The organism is Streptomyces sp. SP18BB07 (assembly GCF_036322545.1).
GTDB lineage: Bacteria > Actinomycetota > Actinomycetes > Streptomycetales > Streptomycetaceae > Streptomyces > Streptomyces deccanensis.
In genome coordinates, this window is record NZ_JAQYWT010000341.1 from 34,497 (window position 1) to 50,104 (window position 15,608).

General features: G+C 71.5%; 14 protein-coding genes. 9 read left to right on the plus strand and 5 right to left on the minus strand.

Translation table 11 applies throughout. From position 1 onward, the window contains the following. Positions 1–126 precede the first annotated feature (126 nt). From PUR53_RS30385 to PUR53_RS30400, 4 genes are all read left to right on the plus strand, one after another. On the plus strand, positions 127–1,071 hold the full coding sequence (locus PUR53_RS30385) for a cytochrome c oxidase assembly protein (protein ID WP_329910313.1): 945 nt from the start codon (positions 127–129) through the stop codon (positions 1,069–1,071). A 210-nt stretch (positions 1,072–1,281) separates the two neighbouring features. Next, the gene (locus PUR53_RS30390) at positions 1,282–2,757 is read left to right on the plus strand and encodes a DUF6777 domain-containing protein (RefSeq protein ID WP_329910314.1); all 1,476 of its coding nucleotides are present in this window, start codon (positions 1,282–1,284) and stop codon (positions 2,755–2,757) included. 16 nt (positions 2,758–2,773) lie between these two features. Beyond that, positions 2,774–4,822: a serine/threonine-protein kinase gene (locus tag PUR53_RS30395; protein ID WP_329910315.1), complete on the plus strand. Its 2,049-nt coding sequence runs from the start codon at positions 2,774–2,776 to the stop codon at positions 4,820–4,822. Between the two features lie 22 nt (positions 4,823–4,844). Then, complete coding sequence (locus tag PUR53_RS30400; RefSeq protein WP_033529045.1) at positions 4,845–5,000, plus strand: hypothetical protein; 156 nt, start codon at positions 4,845–4,847, stop codon at positions 4,998–5,000. A gap of 60 nt (positions 5,001–5,060) precedes the next feature. Here the strand turns inward: PUR53_RS30400 and PUR53_RS30405 are convergent, their stop codons facing one another. The 4 genes from PUR53_RS30405 to PUR53_RS30420 form a co-directional block, all read right to left on the minus strand. Beyond that, positions 5,061–6,281 (minus strand): sensor histidine kinase, encoded by a 1,221-nt coding sequence (locus tag PUR53_RS30405; RefSeq protein ID WP_329910385.1) that lies wholly within the window; start codon positions 6,279–6,281, stop codon positions 5,061–5,063. A 124-nt stretch (positions 6,282–6,405) separates the two neighbouring features. Then, positions 6,406–8,151 carry a sodium/solute symporter gene (locus PUR53_RS30410; RefSeq protein WP_239752197.1) on the minus strand — a complete coding sequence of 582 codons (1,746 nt, stop codon included), beginning with the start codon at positions 8,149–8,151 and terminating at the stop codon, positions 6,406–6,408. Between the two features lie 81 nt (positions 8,152–8,232). Next, a complete protein-coding gene (locus tag PUR53_RS30415) occupies positions 8,233–8,616 on the minus strand; it encodes a hypothetical protein (protein WP_329910316.1) in 384 nt (127 codons plus the stop codon). Positions 8,617–8,625: 9 nt separating this feature from the next. Next, positions 8,626–9,393 (minus strand): LytR/AlgR family response regulator transcription factor, encoded by a 768-nt coding sequence (locus tag PUR53_RS30420; RefSeq protein ID WP_239752199.1) that lies wholly within the window; start codon positions 9,391–9,393, stop codon positions 8,626–8,628. 102 nt (positions 9,394–9,495) lie between these two features. Between PUR53_RS30420 and PUR53_RS30425 the strand changes: the two genes are divergently transcribed. From PUR53_RS30425 to rocD, 3 genes are all read left to right on the plus strand, one after another. Continuing rightward, complete coding sequence (locus tag PUR53_RS30425) at positions 9,496–9,987, plus strand: Lrp/AsnC family transcriptional regulator (protein ID WP_045562354.1); 492 nt, start codon at positions 9,496–9,498, stop codon at positions 9,985–9,987. A 122-nt stretch (positions 9,988–10,109) separates the two neighbouring features. Then, positions 10,110–10,940, plus strand: coding sequence for a dimethylargininase (ddaH, locus tag PUR53_RS30430; RefSeq protein WP_329910317.1), 831 nt, complete (start codon positions 10,110–10,112; stop codon positions 10,938–10,940). Then, positions 10,937–12,163, plus strand: coding sequence for an ornithine--oxo-acid transaminase (rocD, locus tag PUR53_RS30435; protein WP_329910318.1), 1,227 nt, complete (start codon positions 10,937–10,939; stop codon positions 12,161–12,163). The genes ddaH and rocD overlap by 4 nt, the downstream gene beginning before the upstream one ends. 34 nt (positions 12,164–12,197) lie before the next feature. On the opposite strand, the gene PUR53_RS30440 is transcribed toward rocD, so the two are convergent. After that, the gene (locus tag PUR53_RS30440) at positions 12,198–13,073 is read right to left on the minus strand and encodes a PP2C family protein-serine/threonine phosphatase (RefSeq protein ID WP_443080377.1); all 876 of its coding nucleotides are present in this window, start codon (positions 13,071–13,073) and stop codon (positions 12,198–12,200) included. A gap of 621 nt (positions 13,074–13,694) precedes the next feature. Between PUR53_RS30440 and PUR53_RS30445 the strand changes: the two genes are divergently transcribed. Both PUR53_RS30445 and PUR53_RS30450 read left to right on the plus strand, forming a co-directional pair. After that, on the plus strand, positions 13,695–14,414 hold the full coding sequence (locus PUR53_RS30445) for a lysophospholipid acyltransferase family protein (RefSeq protein WP_329897514.1): 720 nt from the start codon (positions 13,695–13,697) through the stop codon (positions 14,412–14,414). 134 nt (positions 14,415–14,548) lie between these two features. After that, a complete protein-coding gene (locus PUR53_RS30450; protein ID WP_329910387.1) occupies positions 14,549–15,574 on the plus strand; it encodes an NAD-dependent epimerase/dehydratase family protein in 1,026 nt (341 codons plus the stop codon). Positions 15,575–15,608 lie beyond the last annotated feature (34 nt).

Sequence of the window (15,608 nt, forward strand, 5' to 3'; positions counted from 1 at the left end):
CTGGTCGCGCAGTTCCCCGCGCCCCTTGGGTCGGCTGCTCTGCCCCCGGTCATGATCGTGACCGGGGGCAGTTCTAGTCTGGGGGCGGACAGACAGCACAACCCCCCACGAAGCAGGAGCCGGCGGATGGATCACAGCGGGCACGGTATGGGGCTTCTGCCCTTCACCCTCGGGCGGGGGCTCGCGTGGTCGGCCGACCCGTTCTTCCTCGTCGCCTGTCTGACGGCCCTCGGTCTCTACGGCTGGGGGGTCGTGCGGCTGGTGCGGCGGGGGGACAAGTGGCCGGTGGGACGGACCGTCTCGTTCGTCGTGGGTGTGCTGTTGGTGCTGCTGGTGACGTGTACGGGGCTGAACGACTACGGCATGGTCATGTTCAGCGTGCACATGGTGCAGCACATGGTGATCAGCATGCTGGCGCCGATCGTGCTGTTGCTGGGGGCGCCGATGACCCTGGCGCTGCGGGCGCTGCCGGTGGCGGGGAAGGGGCGCACGGGGCCGCGCGAGCTGCTGCTGAAGTTCCTGCACAGCTGGTACATGAAGATCGTCACGCATCCGGCGTTCACGATCCCGATGTTCATCGCGAGCCTCTACGGGCTGTACTTCACGCCGCTGTTCGACTTCCTGATGGGGTCGACGCCCGGGCACATCGTGATGATGACGCACTTCCTGCTGGTCGGGCTGTTCTTCTTCTGGCCGATCATGGGCGTGGACCCGGGCCCGCACCGGCCCGGCTACCTGATGCGGATGCTGGAGCTGTTCGCGGGCATGCCGTTCCACGCCTTCTTCGGCATCGCGCTGATGATGGCGTCCGCCCCGATGGTCAAGACGTACAAGAACCCGCCCGCCTCCCTCGGCATCGACGCCCTCGCCGACCAGAACGCGGCCGGTGGCATCGCCTGGGCCTTCAGCGAGATCCCCTCGGTGCTCGTGCTGCTGGCGCTGCTCTTCCAGTGGTACAACTCCGAGCAGCGGCAGGCCCGGCGCACGGACCGCGCGGCCGACCGGGACGGCGACAAGGAACTGGAGGCGTACAACGCCTACCTCGCCTCACTCAACGCTCGTAGTCGCTGAGCCTCATTTCTTTTTCTTGCCCTGCGTGTCCTCATTCTTTTCTTTGGCCACAGGACCGTGCCCCTTTTCTTTTCTCTTGACGGAAAGGCTTTGCCCTTCAGTAGCATGATGCGTGAGCCCCGCATACGCTCTGCGGGGTGACGGGGGAAACCGCGGGGGGGGGGAGCGGTCATGACAATTCGCGCACGCTTGCGAACATGTTTGCTATTGATGGGCGTACTGATTCTCAGCGGTTGCGGCGAGTCGGCCCCGTCACTGCTCGCGGTGACGGCCGTGGCCGCGGGGGTCCCGTCCCTCGCCCCCTTCTTCGACGAGGGCGAACGGCTCGGCCGGGACCAGCCCGACCTGCGGTCCCTCAAGCCGCACAGCGGTCTCCAACAGGGCAGCACCCCTGGTCTCTACGGGGGCACCCGTAAGCCGAAGATCTGCGACGTGGGCAAGCTGGAGGATTTCCTCACCGCGCCCGAGAACAAGAAAAAGGCTCAGGAATGGGCCCGGATCGTCGGGGTCGGAGTCGACCGCATCCCCGATTATCTCGGCGACCTCACCCCTGTTCTTCTGCGCCACGACACCCTGGTGAAGAACCACGACTACAAGAAGGGCAGGGCCGTCCCCTTCGACGCGCTGCTGGAAGCCGGGATCGCCGTATTGGTGGACGACCAGGGACTGCCGGCCGTGAAGTGCAGCTGCGGAAATCCGCTGCGCTCGTTCGCGGCGGACCCTGACCGCATCCGGGTGGACTTCGCCGGCGACAACGAGGAGTGGGCGGGCTACGACAAGGCCGCGGTGGTCGTCGTGAAGCCCGCGCCCGAGCAGTTGAAGGAGATCAAGCTCGTCGATGTCGACGATCCGGACCGGGGCATCAGCCGGGACGTCGGCACCACCGGTGAGTCCGACACGATGTTCGACACACGTGCGCGGCAGGCCGTGCCGAAGGTGCGGGGGTTGACCTTCGGCGAGGCGAGCGCGGCCATGGCGGAGAAGGGCTTGGCGGTGACGGTCGCCGGGGACGAGATGCCGCCGCGGGACGCGCCGGTGACCGGGTCCAGCCCCGGTCCGGGCGCCCAACTGGAGTTCGGCACCCCGGTGGCACTGCACGTGGAGTGGCCGGACGAGGCGTCCGAAACCGGCACCGACGATTCGGGCCCCGGTTCCGGGCCCGGCTCGAACGGTGGCTCGACCTCGGATGACGGGTCGGGATCGGACGGCGGCTCAACCTCGGACGGCGGTCCCACATCGGACGACGGGTCCAGCTCGGACGGCGGCCCGACATCGGACGGTGGGTCGGAATCGGACGGTGGGTCGGGATCGGATGGTGGCTCAACCGGGACGGATCCGGGGCCGACGGAGCCCTCGGACTCGGGCGAGTCGCCGACGGAGAACAGCTCGACGCCGACAGATCCGGGCACGACACCGTCGGACGGTGGCTCGTCCCCGACGGATGACATGTCGTCGCCCGCGGAGTCCAGCACTCCCCCGCCCACGGAAGTCACGTCTCTCACGCCCACGCCCTCCCCGTCCTCCGAGCGCCCCACGGAGGGCCCCTCTCCGGACCCCACCCCCACGTCCGCTCCCGATCCGACCGGTGATCCACCGTCCGGCGTCCCGGGAAGTCCCGGGGATCCGAGCGATTCGGGGGCACCGGGCGACCCCGTCGAGGAACCGGCCCAGTTCATGCGGATCTGAACCCTGGGAGTGACCGATGCAGTCAGGAGCACCGCATTCGGATTCGGGGGTCGGCCGGGTCATCGCCGACCGCTATCTCCTGCTGAACCAGCTGGGCAGCGGCGGCATGGGCCATGTCTGGCTGGCGCACGACCGTCAGCTGGACTGCGAGGTGGCGCTCAAGGAGATCGTGTTCCGCCATCCCGGCGAGGCCGAGCGGGACCGCGCCGCCCGGGTGGCCCGTGCCCGCGCGGAGGCCCGGCACGCGGCGGGACTGCGCGCCCACCCGAACGTGGTCACCGTGCATGACGTCCTGGAACACGACGCGCTGCCGTGGATCGTCATGGAGTACGTGCCGGGCGCCCTCGACCTCAAGGCGCTGGTGGCCCAGCGGGGCGCCCTCGCACCCGCCGAGTGCGCCCGGATCGGGCTCGCCGTGCTGGACGCGCTGACCGCCGGGCACGAACGCGGCGTCATGCACCGGGACGTCAAGCCGGCCAACATCCTGCTCGCCCCGGACCGCACCGGATCGCCGTACGCGCGTGTCCTCCTCACCGACTACGGCATCTCCGTCCAGCCGGACACCCAGGAGACCCGGTACACCAGGACCCACGTCCTGGTCGGGACCGCCGGGTATCTGGCACCCGAGCGGGCGCAGGGCGGGCCGCCGACCGCCGCGTCCGACCTGTTCTCGCTGGGCTGCACGCTCTACCACGCCGTCGAGGGGTACGGGCCCTTCGACCGCGACTCGGAGATCGCGGCGCTCACCGCCGTCGTCCTGGAGGAACCGCGTCCCATGCTGCGGGCGGGCGCGCTGGAGCCGGTGCTGGCCGCCATGCTCACCAAGGATCCCGTGCGCCGGATCACCGCCGCCGAGACCGAGGCGGCGCTCTCCGCGATCGTCACACCCCAGGCCCACCCGCGCACCGCGCCCGACCTCGGCTCGCAACCGCAGTGGGCGAGCGAGCCCACGCACACGGCGGAACGGCGACACCCCTTTGGCCTGCCCGTCGCCCACGAGACCCCCTGGTACGTGCCCCCGGCCGGACACGGTGGACACGGTGGACACGGCGTGCCGGAAGGAGCGGGAGCCCAGGAGCGTGAGGACGGCTGGTCCCCGGCGGGGCACCGGGCGACAGGCGCGGGCGGCGACGTCTTCGCCCCTCCCCCAGGGTCCCCCGGCGGGGGCACGGCATCCGGTTCCGGCTCGGGCTCGGGCTCGGGTGGACATCGCCGTCGGCACCGCAGCCGGGCTCTGCTCGCGGGCGTGGCCACCACCCTCGGTCTCGCCCTGGTCGTCGGCGGGACCTGGTACGCCGGGGGCAACATGAAGGAGTTGACGGACGGCCTCGGCGGCGGAGTCACCGGGAGCGCCGTGCTGCCGTACGGCGGGACCGTGGGGCTGACCGAGCCGCTCAAGGACGGCGACTGCGTGGACGTCACCTGGACCGACGCTCCGTTCACGGACGCCGCCCGGCTCCGGATCGTGCCCGGGTGCGCGGGGCCCTCGATGGACGGACAGGTGATGGCCTCCTACGAGGCCTCTTCCGCCGAGGACGCCCGCGCGGGCGGAGCCGCCCAGTGCGAGCAGCTCACCGGAGAGGCCCGGGACAGGCTCGTGGACGTCCGCACCTACGCCGTGCTGCCGACCGTCGACGGCTTCGACGCCGCCGGGCATCGGGTCGCCTGTCTGCTGCTGGGCGAGCGCAGGCCGGTGTTCGGGCCGATCGGTGAGTACCGGACGGAAGGTGAGACGGTGCTCGTCGACGTGGCCACCTTGCAGAAGCAGGACTGCCTCGACACGATCTCCAGCAACAAGCTCCGGCTGGTCTCCTGCCAGGAACGTCACGACGAGAAGGTGCTCGGATTCCACGAGATGAGTCCCGGCACCGCCTACGACGATGCCCAGGAGCAGGCTCGCGCCGCCTGCAAGAAGAACCTGCCTCCGCAGGAGTACGGCTATGAGCCCGGCCGGACCGGCTCCGGTTTCTGGCTCAGCGAGGACGGCTGGAAAAAGGGGGCACATTTCGTCGTCTGCACTGTCATTTCCGATACAGGGGGCACCATGGAGGGAGAAGAAGCCTGAGGACCTGAGAAAGGGTGTTGCGATGCCCGGTTCGACGAAGGCCATGGGGGTGCTCACCGTGGGTGGGCTGGTCATGGTGACCGCCTACTCGGTGGCCCTCGGCAGCAACGGCTGGCTGTGGTTCGGCTGGGTCGTCCTGGGCCTGCTGACACTGGGCATGGTGGCGTCGCGCACCTGAGACCCGTCGACGGCTCACCGACGCGCTCACCGAGAGCTCACCGCCGGTGATCCTCAGGTCTCAGGTCCGGGGTATTCCCCCGTCCGGGTGTACGCCCGGCTGGTATTTGGGCAGCCGGGCGGTGATCTTCATGCCCGCGCCCACCGCGGTCTCGATGACCAGGCCGTGGTCGTCGCCGTACACCTGGCGGAGCCGCTCATCGACGTTGCTGAGGCCGATGCCGCCCGAGGGGCTGGTCTCGCCGGCGAGGATACGGCGCAGCACGTCGGGCTCCATGCCGACGCCGTCGTCCTCGATGACGACAAGCGCCTCGGCGCCGGCGTCCTGCGCGGTGATGCTGATGTGGCTCTTGCCCGCGGCGGTCACGGACCGGCCTTCGAGGCCGTGCTTCACCGCGTTCTCCACGAGGGGCTGGAGGCAGAGGAAGGGCAGGGTGACCGGCAGGACCTCGGGGGCTATCTGGAGCGTGACCGAGAGCCGGTCGCCGAAGCGGGCCCGTACCAGCGCCAGGTAGTGGTCGATGGCGTGGAGTTCGTCGGCGAGGGTGGTGAAGTCGCCGTGGCTGCGGAACGAGTAGCGGGTGAAGTCGGCGAACTCCAGCAGCAGTTCACGGGCGCGCTCGGGATCGGTGCGGACGAACGAGGCGATCACCGCGAGCGAGTTGAAGATGAAGTGCGGGGAGATCTGGGCGCGCAGGGCCTTGATCTCGGCCTCGATCAGGCGGGTGCGGGACTGGTCGAGGTCGGCCAGTTCGAGTTGGACGGAGACCCAGCGGGCGACCTCGCCGGCGGCTCTGACGAGCACGGCGGACTCGCGGGGCGCGCAGGCGACGAGCGCGCCGTGGACGCGGTCGTCGACCGTGAGGGGGGCGACCACCGCCCAGCGCACCGGGCAGTCGATGATGTCGCAGGTCAGCCGGAAGGCCTCGCCCCGGCCGGTCTCCAAGGGGCCGGCCAGGCGTCCCATGATCTCGGCGCGGTGGTGCTCCGCGACGCCCTCCCAGGCGAGGACCGACTCGTGGTCGGTGAGGCAGAGCGCGTCCGTGCCGAGCAGGGTGCGCAGCCGCTTGGCCGATCTGCGGGCCGTCTCCTCCGTGAGGCCAGCGCGCAGCGGGGGCGCGGCGAGGGTGGCGGTGTGCAGGGTCTGGAAGGTGGCGTGCTCGACGGGTGTGCCGAGGCCACCGAGGCTGTTGCGCGGGTGTGCCGTGCGGCGGCCGAGCCAGAAGCCGGCCGCGAGCAGCGGGAGCACGGCCACGCAGAACCCGGCCAGGAAGCCGGTCACTTCACCACTCATCACTCACCTCCTGCATGTGGTACACCGCTCACCGCTCGTGGGTTCCCTTCCGCCGGTCCGCACGCGGCCCCGGTCCGGTCCGCACGCGGCCCCGGTCCGGTCGGCCCGGTCCTCAGCGCCGCCACAGTTCGATCTCCTTGGTGGCCGCGCGGGTGCGGCCGCCGACGAGTTCCTCCGGGAGGTGGAAGCGGGCCAGGATCGCCGGTGTCTCGGGCGGCACCTTGCCGGGGGTGGCCAGGGACACCAGGGCCATGGTGAGGAAGCCGAGCGGTACGGACCAGAGGGCGGGCCAGGCCAGCAGGGCGTGCAGGGTGCCGGTGCCGGGGTATCCGGCCATGGTCGCGGCGACCGCGAGGAGGGCCGCCCCGCCGCCGACGAGCATGCCCGCGGCGGCGCCCGGCGGGGTGAGGCGCCGCCACCAGATGCCGAGGACGAGCAGCGGGCAGAACGAGGAGGCCGAGACGGCGAAGGCGAGGCCGACCGCGTCGGCGACGGGCAGCCCGCCGACCAGGACGCTCGCGGCGAGCGGCACCGCCATGGCGAGGACCGTGCCGAGCCGGAAGTGCCGTACGCCCCGGGCGGGCAGCACGTCCTGGGTGAGCACACCGGCGACCGCCATGGTCAGTCCGGAGGCGGTGGACAGGAACGCGGCGAAGGCGCCGCCCGCGACCAGCGCGCCGAGCAGGTCGCCGCCGAGGCCGCCGATCATGCGGTCCGGGAGCAGGAGGACGGCCGCGTCGGCGTCGCCGGTGAGGGTGAGGTCGGGGGCGTAGAGCCGGCCGAGTGCCCCGTAGATCGGTGGGAGGAGGTAGAAGACGCCGATCATGCCGAGGACGACGACCGTGGTGCGGCGGGCGGCGACCCCGTCCGGGCTGGTGTAGAAGCGGACGACGACGTGGGGCAGGCCCATGGTGCCGAGGAAGGTGGCGAGGATCAGCCCGTAGGTGGCGTACAGGGGGCGTTCCTCGCGGCCGGAGGCGAGTGAGGTGGACATGCCGCCGTTGGTGCCCCGGTCGGCGACGGGGACGGTGTCGCCCTCGGTGAAGGTCAGTCGGGTGCCGCGGTCGATGCGGTGGGTGCCGGTGGGCAGGTCCACGCGCCGGTCGTCGTAGCGGCGGCCGTCGATCGTGCCGGTGGCGGTGACGGTGAGCGGGCCGCTGAGCTTCAGGTCGAGGGTCTCGTCGACGCGGACGACACGCTGCTCGCGGAAGGTGGCGGGCTCGTCGAAGGCGTGGCGCGGGGCGCCGTCGCCCTGCCAGGCCAGGACGAGGAAGAGGGCGGGGACGAGGAGTGCGGTGAGCTTGAGCCAGTACTGGAAGGCCTGGACGAAGGTGATGCTGCGCATGCCGCCGGCGGCGACCGTGGCGGAGACGACGACGGCGACGATGACGCCGCCGAGCCACTCGGGCGCGTCGGTGAGCACGTTCAACGTCAGTCCGGCGCCCTGGAGTTGGGGCAGGAGGTAGAGCCAGCCGACGCCGACGACGAAGGCCCCCGCGAGCCGTCGCACGGTCTTGGAGGCGAGCCGGGCCTCGGCGAAGTCGGGCAGGGTGTAGGCGCCGGAGCGGCGCAGCGGGGCGGCGACGAAGAGCAGGAGGACGAGGTAGCCGGCGGTGTAGCCGACCGGGTACCAGAGCATGTCGGGGCCCTGGACCAGCACCAGTCCCGCGATGCCGAGGAAGGAGGCGGCGGAGAGGTACTCGCCGCTGATGGCGGCCGCGTTGAGGCGGGGGCCGACGGTGCGGGAGGCGACGTAGAAGTCGGAGGTGGTGCGGGAGATGCGCAGGCCGAAGGCGCCGACGAAGACGGTCGCCACGACGACGAGGGCGACCGCGGGGACGGCGTAGTTCTCGTTCATGCCTTGCTCTCGTTCATGCCTTGCTCTCGTTCATGCCTTGCTCTGGGTCTCCTCGTTCACGGGTTCACTGCTCGCGGCGCCTCAGCGGTCCTCGACGAGGCGGACGAGGTCCTGTTCGTTGCGTTCGGCGCGGCGTACGTGTCGGCGGGCGAGGAGGACCAGCGGTGGGTAGACGCCGAAGCCGAGGAGGGCCCATTCCAGGCCGGCGCCGTCCGGCATCGCGGCGAAGACCAGGGGCAGCGGGCCGACCAGCAGGACCAGTACCGCGAACACGGCGAGCGCGGAGCGGAGTTGGCTGCGCATGAGGGAGCGGACATAGGTGTGGCCGAGGGTGGTCTGTTCGTCGATCTCGGTGCGGGGGCGCTGGTGGCCGGAGGGGCGGGGGGTGCGGCGGGGCACCCCGGTGACGACGACACGGCGTTCGACACGGCGCTCTACATGGCGTTCGGTGGGGTCGTTCGGCATGGCCGCTCCTCAGCCCGTGGTCCGGCGCATCAGCAGATCGCGCAGTTCGCGGGCGTGGCGGCGGCTGACCTGGAGTTCCACGGGGCCGACCAGGACGCTGACGGTGCCCGCGTCCAGGCGGAGTTCCCCGACGTGCCGCAGGGCGACGAGATGGCGGCGGTGGATGCGGACGAAGCCGCGTGCGCGCCAGCGCTCTTCGAGGGTGGAGAGGGGAATGCGGACGAGGTGGCTGCCCTGCGGGGTGTGCAGTCGGGCGTAGTCGCCCTGGGCCTCGACGTGGGTGATGTCGTCGACGGCGACGAAGCGGGTCACCCCGCCGAGCTCGACGGGTATCTGGTCGGGGTCGGGTTCGTGGACGGGGATCGGCGGGGCGGGGGCCGTGGTCGCCTCACGGAGCTGGGCGGCCCGGCGGATCGCCTCGGCGAGGCGTTCGCGGCGTACGGGCTTGAGGACGTAGTCGACGGCCTTGAGGTCGAAGGCCTGGACGGCGAAGCCCTCGTGCGCGGTGACGAAGACGACCAGCGGGGGCCGGGCGAAGCCGGTGAGGAGACGGGCGAGGTCGAGGCCGTCGAGTCCGGCCATCTGGATGTCGAGGAAGACGACGTCGATCGCCTCGGGTCCGTCGGGGCCGGACTCCAGGGCGCGGTTGATCCGCCGCAGTGCCTCGGTGGCGTCGTTCGCGCCCTCGGCGCTGCCGACCCGTGGATCCGCGTTCAGCAGGTACAGCAGCTCCTCCAGGGAGGGTTTCTCGTCATCGACGGCGAGCGCGCGCAGCATGAACGTGGAGTGTAGGAGTAATTCGTACTCATGCACACGGGCGCGCGGCGGAGGCCTTCGCGCCGGGGGTCGCGGACGCCTCCCGCTGGCTACAGTGCCCTCATGAACAGCAAGTCCGCTGCGTTCGACGAGCTCGACCGCAAGATCATCACTGCGTTGATGGCGAACGCGAGGACCAGCTTCGCCGAGATCGGCTCGGACATCGGTCTGTCGGCCACCGCGGTCAAGCGGCGGGTGGACCGGCTGCGCGAGACCGGGGTCATCACCGGCTTCACGGCCACGGTGCAGCCGGCGGCGCTCGGCTGGCGCACAGAGGCGTACGTGGAGGTGTACTGCGAGGGCGCGGCGCCGCCCCGGCGGCTCGCGGAGGTGGTGCGCAACCATCCGGAGATCACGGCGGCGATGACGGTGACCGGGGGCGCGGACGCGCTGCTGCACGTCCGGGCGGTCGACGTGGAGCACTTCGAGGAGGTGCTGGAGCGGATCCGCACCGAGCCGTTCATCCGGAAGACGATCAGCTACATGGTGCTGTCGCACCTGCTGCCGGAGGCTCCGGAGGCCGCCGCGACCCAGGACGCAGCGAACGTGCGCTGAGCTCGGCCAACACGCAGCATTACTGCGCGAACACGCAACGTTCGTTCCTTGTCGTGCGCCTGGCCCGATTCCTACCGTGGTGTCATCCCCGTCGACACCGTCAGGAAGCGGAGAAACCCTCTGTGCCCGACAGCCGTGTGCCGCGCCTTCGGCGCTTTCTCGTCTGCGAACCCAGACACTTCGCCGTGCAGTACTCGATCAATCCCTGGATGCATCCGGACACCCCCGTGGATGTCGACCTCGCCCAGGATCAGTGGCAGGAGCTGATCCGCGCCTATCGGGCCCATGGTCACACCGTGGACTCCGTGGAGCCGGTGGCGGCGCTGCCGGACATGGTGTTCGCGGCCAACTGCGCGCTCGTCCTCGGCGGCCGTGTCCTCGGCTCGCTGTTCCACGCGCCCGAGCGGCGCCCCGAGTCCACCGCCTACGACGCCTGGTTCAAGAGTGCCGGGTACGAGGTGTTCCGCTCCGAGTCGGTGTGCGAGGGAGAGGGCGATCTGGTGCCGACCGGTCGCTATCTGCTCGCCGGGACCGGCTTCCGCACCACCCGTGAGGCGCATCGCCTGGCGCAGGAGTTCTTCGGCGTCCCCGTGATCAGCCTCCAGCTGGTGGACCCGCGTTTCTACCATCTGGACACGGCGCTGTTCGTCCTGGACGACGGCGGCGACGGCTCCGCGGGCAACATCGCGTACTACCCGGAGGCCTTCTCCCCCGGCAGCCGCGCGGTCCTCGCCCGCCTCTACCCGGACGCGGTGATCGCCACCCGCGAGGACGCCATGGCCTTCGGTCTGAACTCGGTGTCCGACGGCCGCCATGTGTTCATCTCGCCCCGCGCCAAGGAACTCGCCGACCAGCTCGCCCGGCAGGGCTACGTTCCCGTCCCCGTCGACCTGTCGGAGTTCCAGAAGGCCGGCGGCGGCATCAAGTGCGTCACTCAGGAGATCCGCTCATGACCGCTCCCGTCCGCGCACGTTCGTCGGCCGACCTCATCCGCGCCGAGGAGCCCGTCCTCGCGCACAACTACCACCCGCTGCCCGTGGTCGTCGCCCGTGCCGAGGGCACCTGGGTCGAGGACGTCGAGGGCCGCCGCTATCTGGACATGCTGGCCGGCTACTCCGCCCTCAACTTCGGCCACCGCCACCCGGCGCTGATCGAGGCCGCGCACCGCCAGCTCGACACCCTCACCCTGACCTCGCGGGCCTTCCACAACGACCGGCTCGCCGAGTTCGCCGAGTCGCTGGCCGAGCTGACCGGCCTGGACATGGTGCTGCCGATGAACACGGGCGCCGAGGCGGTGGAGAGCGCGATCAAGGTGGCCCGCAAGTGGGCGTACGAGGTGAAGGGCGTCCCGGCCGACCGGGCGACCATCGTGGTGGCCGACGGCAACTTCCACGGCCGGACCACGACGATCGTCAGCTTCTCCACGGACCCGGTGGCCCGGGACGGCTTCGGCCCGTTCACGCCCGGGTTCCGGGTGATCCCGTACAACGACCTCGCGGCGCTGGAGGCGGCGGTCGACGAGACGACGGCCGCCGTGCTCATCGAGCCCATCCAGGGCGAGGCGGGCGTCCTCATCCCGGACGACGGCTATCTGCGCGGGGTCCGCGAGCTGACCCGGCGCACCGGTTGTCTGTTCATCGCGGACGAGATCCAGTCGGGCCTCGGCCGCACCGGCCGGACGCTCGCCGTCGAGCACGAGGACGTGCTGCCCGACGCCGTGCTGCTCGGCAAGGCGCTCGGCGGCGGCATCGTACCGGTGTCGGCGGTGGTGGCCCGCCGGGAGGTGCTGTCGGTCCTGCGGCCCGGCGAGCACGGCTCGACGTTCGGCGGCAACCCGCTCGCCGCGGCGGTCGGGGCGGCGGTGGTCGAGCTGCTGCGCACCGGGGAGTTCCAGCTCAGGGCGGCCGAACTGGGCGGGGTGCTGCGGGAGGGGCTCACGGAACTGGTCGGCCGGGGCGTGGTCGGCTTCCGGGCGCGCGGACTGTGGGCGGGCGTCGACGTCGACCCCTCGATCGGCACGGGCCGCGAGATCAGTCACCGGCTCATGGAGCGGGGCATCCTGGTCAAGGACACCCATGGCTCGACCATCCGCCTGGCGCCGCCCCTGACGATCACGGGGACGGAACTCCGCTCGGCGCTGAGGACGTTGGGGGAGGTTCTGGGCGAGGCCTCCTGAGCCGCACCGCGCCGCGCCGCACCGCCGGGTCCGGTCACGGTTCGGCGGTGCGGCGGGGCCTGAGCAGCAGCAGGGCGATGTCGTCGGTGTGCCGGCCGGTGCGGTGGGTGTGGTGGACGAGGTCGTCGACGAGTCGGTGCAGCGGGAGGTCACCGGACTCGCCGAGGTGGTGGGCGAGGTCGGCGATGGTCCGACCGATGTCGGTGCCGGGGTCCTCCACCAGGCCGTCGGTGTAGAGGGCGAGCAGCGTCTCCGGGCCCAGGGACAGCGTGGTGAGCGGGTAGGCGGGGGTCCCGATACCGATGCCGAGCGGGGGGCCGGGGCGGATGTCGACGGGGTGGGTGCGGCCGTCGGGCGCGCGCAGCAGCGGTGGGGGGTGTCCGCCGCCGGCGAGGGTGGCCCGGTGACGGGCGAGGTCGAGGTGGGCGTAGAGGCAGGAGACGAAGCGGCCGGCGTTCAGGTCGGCGAGGTCGCGGTCGGTGCGGGTGAGGACCTGGTCGGGCGTGGCTCCGGCCGTGGCGTGGGCGTGGACGGCCATGCGCACCTGCCCCATGAGGGCGGCGGCCGCCATGTCATGGCCCTGCACGTCGAGCGTGCCGAGGGGCAGGCGTTCCACCTGCCGGGCAGCCTCGGACCCGGACTGCGGTACCGGCTCCGTGCCGTCGGGGCGGACGAACCGGGGCCGGTCCGGGATGGAAGGCGGCAGGGCGGCCAGGTCCAATACCCGGGCGATACGGCGGGCGCCGGCCATGATCCGGCCGCGCTCCCGGCGGCTGAGGACCGGCGACCGGCCCGGGGACCACATCAGCAGCAGGGCGCCCCGGCAGTGCCGGATCCCGGTGAGCGGCACGACCGCGAACGCGACCTGGTAGGGGATGCTCGCCGCGACGCGCGGATAGCAGCGGGCCAACTCCTCCAGGGAACCACCCAGACGAGACGCTCGTTGCGTACCGCGTCCTGGCTCGGGCCGTGGACGGCGTAGGGGGCCCGCCACCACGGCGCGAAGGCGTCGACCGGGACACCGCACAAGGCGATCAGGCCGAGTACGGCCTCGGCCGGGTCCAGGACGTAGACGCCGGCGGACCTGGCGCCCGTACGGCGCACCACCGCCGCCAGGGCCTCACCGAGCGGATCGTCCACGCCCGGCTCCGCACTGGGCCCGATCATTCGGCGCCACGCCCTACGCGCATATGCCGACGCCAAGCCCGCTCACGGGAGACGGCGTGTCGATCAGGGCGCGGCCGGTGCGGCCGCGCGGGCGTGGCGCACCCGGTCCGCTGCACGGGGACGGGTATGGGTACGGGGACGGGTACGCGCGGTTCCGATCACGCCGTACCCGGCGTCCCCGCTGTTCGGTTTACTGCTGCCTCCTCCCGGTGACGTGGCACGTCGGGCTACGATCAATCGTCGACACGCAGGACGAGGCCCACCAGCGCTCATGCGCCTGACGCAGCGTCAGCGAGGTCAGCGAGGAGTCCTCGTGAGTCCGAACACGTCCACAGAGCCGATCCGGTAGCGCGAGGGAGACGCCGTGTTCTATTACCTGCTCAAGTACGTGCTTCTGGGCCCCCTGCTGAGACTGGTCTTCCGGCCTCGCATCGAGGGCCTCGAACACGTGCCGTCGTCGGGCGCGGCCATCGTCGCGGGCAATCACCTGTCCTTCTCGGACCACTTCCTGATGCCCGCGATCCTCAAGCGCCGCATCACGTTCCTGGCGAAGGCCGAGTACTTCACCGGCCCGGGTCTCAAGGGCCGCTTGACGGCGTTCTTCTTCCACAGCGCCGGACAGATCCCGGTCGACCGCTCCGGCAAGGACGCGGGCCAGGCCGCCATCCGCGAGGGCCTCGGCGTGCTGAGCAAGGACGAACTCCTCGGCATCTACCCGGAGGGCACCCGCTCGCACGACGGCCGTCTCTACAAGGGCAAGGTCGGCGTCGCGGTCATGGCGCTCAAGGCCGGGGTGCCCGTGATCCCCTGCGCCATGATCGGCACCTTCGAGGCGCAGCCCCCGGGCAAGGTCATCCCCAACATCCACCCCGTCGTCATCCGCTTCGGCAAGCCCCTCGACTTCTCCCGCTACGAGGGCATGGAGAACGAGAAGGCCGTGCTGCGCGCCATCACCGACGAGATCATGTACGCGATCCTCACCCTCTCCGAGCAGGAGTACGTCGACCAGTACGCGGCCGTCGTGAAGGCGGAGGAGGCGGCCGCGGCGAAGGAGCGCAAGTTCCCGCGCCTGCCGCTGAGTTGAGCGGACCCCGGCGGAGCACACCGGGCCGGGGCCTGCCGGTGTCCTGCCGGTGTTGCCGGTGTTCTGCCGGTGGCAGAGCAGCGCGACGCCCGGTACCCGGACGTCGTACGGTCGGGGCCATGACACGACGTGTTGTGGTGGTAGGAGCGACGGGACAGATCGGACGACCGGCCGTGGGTGCGCTGGCGCGCGACGGGTGGGCGGTGACGGCCGTCTCGCGGGGCGGCGGCCGCGACGACGGCTGGCCGGAGGAGGTACGGACCGTCGCAGCCGACCGGGGCGACGACGCGGCGCTGGCGGCCGCGGTCGGTGACGGCTGCGACGTGCTGGTGGACGTCGTCGCGTACGGTCCCGAACACGCCCGGCAGTTGCTGTCGTTGGCCGACCGGGTGGGCTCGGCGGTCGTCGTCTCCAGCGTCTCGGTGTACGAGGACGACAAGGGCCGCAACTTCGACACGCAGGCGGAGCCGGGCGGCTTCCCCGAGTACCCGCTGCCCCTGCCCGAGAGCCAGCGCACGATCCAGCCGGGCGACACCTCGTACAGCACCCGCAAGGCGGGCCTGGAGCGTGAACTCCTCGCCGGGGCCGACCGGTTGCCCACGACCCTGCTGCGCGCGGGCGCCATCCACGGGCCGCACTGCCGTACCCCGCGCGAGCTGTACTTCGTGAAGCGCAACCTGGACGGCAGACCGCGCCGCGTCCTCGCCCACGGCGGTGCGAGCCGCTTCCATCCGGCGAGCGTCCACAACATCGCCGAGCTGATCCGGCTGGCCGCCGCCCGGCCCGGTGCGCGGGCGCTGAACGCCGTCGACCCCGACGCGCCCACCGTCGTGGAGATCGCCGCCGCCATCGACGCGGTGATGGGCGTACGAACGGAGAACGTGCTCGTCGACGGCCCCGCCCCGTCGCCCACGGTGGGCCACACTCCGTGGTCCGTGCCGGTGCCCGTGGTGTGCGACATGTACGCGGCCGAGCAGGAGTTGGGCTACCGGCCGGTGGTCCGGTACGCGGAGTCGCTGCCGGAGACGGTCGCCTGGATCGAGGGCCGGCTCGCGGGCGGACGGGACTGGCAGGAGGCCTACCCCAAGATGGCCGAGGTGTACGGGGACCTCTTCGACTACGCGGCGGAGGACGCCTGGCTGGCGGGACGGCCGAAGTGAGCGGGTGAGCACGGAGGGAGGGGGCGACCGGACG